Source organism: Vibrio sp. D420a (genome assembly GCF_030248625.1).
GTDB lineage: Bacteria > Pseudomonadota > Gammaproteobacteria > Enterobacterales > Vibrionaceae > Vibrio > Vibrio fortis_A.
Genome location: NZ_JAHGAN010000097.1, coordinates 1 through 2,239 on the forward strand (window position 1 = coordinate 1; position 2,239 = coordinate 2,239).

Sequence of the window (2,239 nt, forward strand, 5' to 3'; positions counted from 1 at the left end):
TAAGTGAACTGGGTAATCACTGCCCCATCAGCACTTTGTGCCGTCATCACATCAATGGTGTTGGTAGTAACAGTTCCGTCAGCCAAATTTGGCTCGGTGATATCGAGCGTACCATTAGCCATGATTTGAACGTCATCACCAATGGTAACTGACAGTCGCGACATCAGTGAGTCATCACCATCAGAGTCCACCGCGTAGACAGGCAAATCGAAGGTCAGCTCGTTATTATCTAATCCATCGGCATGATCTAACGCTTCAAGCAGAGTGAAGGTGTATTCGCCCAATGTGGTTGTGGAGAAGCTTAAGGTAAACACTGGCACTTCCGTGCCACTGTCATTGATAAAGCCAACATAATTGCCGGAATCGACAGGGTCTTCTTTCAGCTCAACCGTAATGTTATTCGAGGTTAACGCACCACCGATATTGAACTCTGTCGGTTCAAGTCGGAACTTCTCTACATCATCACTTTGATTAGTAAACGAGATGGTCTCGGTTTGGCTCACCGCACTACCACTTGGTGTTGAACCATCGGCAAGCTGCGTTTCCGATAGCGACACACTTGGTACGGATTCGATGGTTGGAATATCACCATCAGTAATGGTTAGAGTGACCGTTGCGGTTTCGACATCCACATCGCCATCGCTGGATATCACCTCAATCGACTTCACGATTGGACCAGATTCATGGTCGAGATTACGATTTGTCTCAAAGCGCACGTCACCTTCAAGGGTGATAAACAATGCCCCTTCGGTGAAGATAAACTCTTGCTCGCCAGTGTCAGTTTGGTCAAGCGTGTAAACATTGCTGTCATAGGTGAACTGGGTAATAGTCGCGCCATCGGCACTCTGCTCTGGCATCACATCAATTGTGGTTGTGGTCACCACCCCGGCTGCCAGTTCGGCGACTGTCGGCTCTTCGATGGTCAAGATGCCGTTACTCATACCTTGAACATCATCTTCGATCGTCACGGTGAGTGGTGACATTGCCGAATCATCACCATCGCTATCAACCGCATAAACAGGTAGGTCGAAGCTGAGGCTGTTGTTGTCTAAACCATCTTCATGATCGAGCGCTTCAAGCAACGTAAAGGTGTATTGGCCTAGATTTGTATCAGAGAAACTAATGGTAAAGACGTTGGTTTCAACATCCGACGCATCTTTAACAAAACCGATGTACTCGCCAGCATTGTTCGGGTCTTCTTTGATCTGAACCGCCAAGTTATTCGACGTCAGAGTTCCTAACGTATTAAACTCAGTTGGCTCAATACGGAACGATTCCACATCATCGCTTTGGTTAGTAAATTGAATGACTTTGGTGTCGCTAACCGCAGAGCCTGTCGGATCGGAGCCATCAACAAGGCTTGATTCTGAGAGCGACAAAGGAGGAATTACATCAATAGTTGGAACATCACCATCGACAATCGTTAATGTCACCGTTGAGGTCAGAACGTCGGTATCACCATCGCTAGAGGTCACCACAATGCTCTTAACAATATCGCCACCCGAGTGGTCTAAATCTCGGTTCGGCTCGAAACGCACTTCGCCTTGAGTGGTGATGAACAGTGAACCTTCAGTGAAGGTAAACTCTTGCTCAGTCGCTATATTTTGGTCAAGCGTGTAAGCTGTACCGTCATAGGTAAATTGAGTCACGCTCGCGCCATCAGCGCTTGGAGCGGTCAATACATCGAAGATTGATGTTGTCGGCGTACCTGCAGCTAAATCAGCTACCGTAGGTTCTTCTATGCTAAGCGCACCGCTCGCCATGACTTGAACATCATCAGTGATGGTCACTGACAGCGGCGACATTAATGAATCATCGCCGTCGCTATCAACTGCATAGACAGGTAGCTCAAACGTGAGGTCGTTGTTACCTTGAATCGGTGCGTGGTCAATCGCTTCAAGAAGCGTGAAGGTGTATTCGCCTAACGTTGTTGAGCTGAAATCCAATGTGAAGACAGTAATTTCAACATTTGAGATGTCCGTGGTGACACCAATGTAATTACCCGAACCCGTTGGCTGCTCACGAAGTTCTATGCTCAAGCCATCCGATTTCAATGAGTTGTCAGCATTGAACTCCGCCGGCTCCAATCGGAACTTCTCAACATCATCACTTTGGTTAGTGAATGAGATGGTTTCCGTTTGACTCACCGCGCCGACGATTGGAGAAGAACCATCCGCCAGCCCTGCTTCTGCTAGCGTGACGCTTGGAACAGATTCAATGGTTGGGATATCACCATCTG

General features: G+C 47.8%; 1 pseudogene. It reads right to left on the bottom strand.

Going from position 1 to position 2,239, the window contains the following annotated elements:
- Positions 1-2,239 (bottom strand): annotated as a pseudogene (locus KI743_RS24480) (hypothetical protein); the annotation flags it as partial.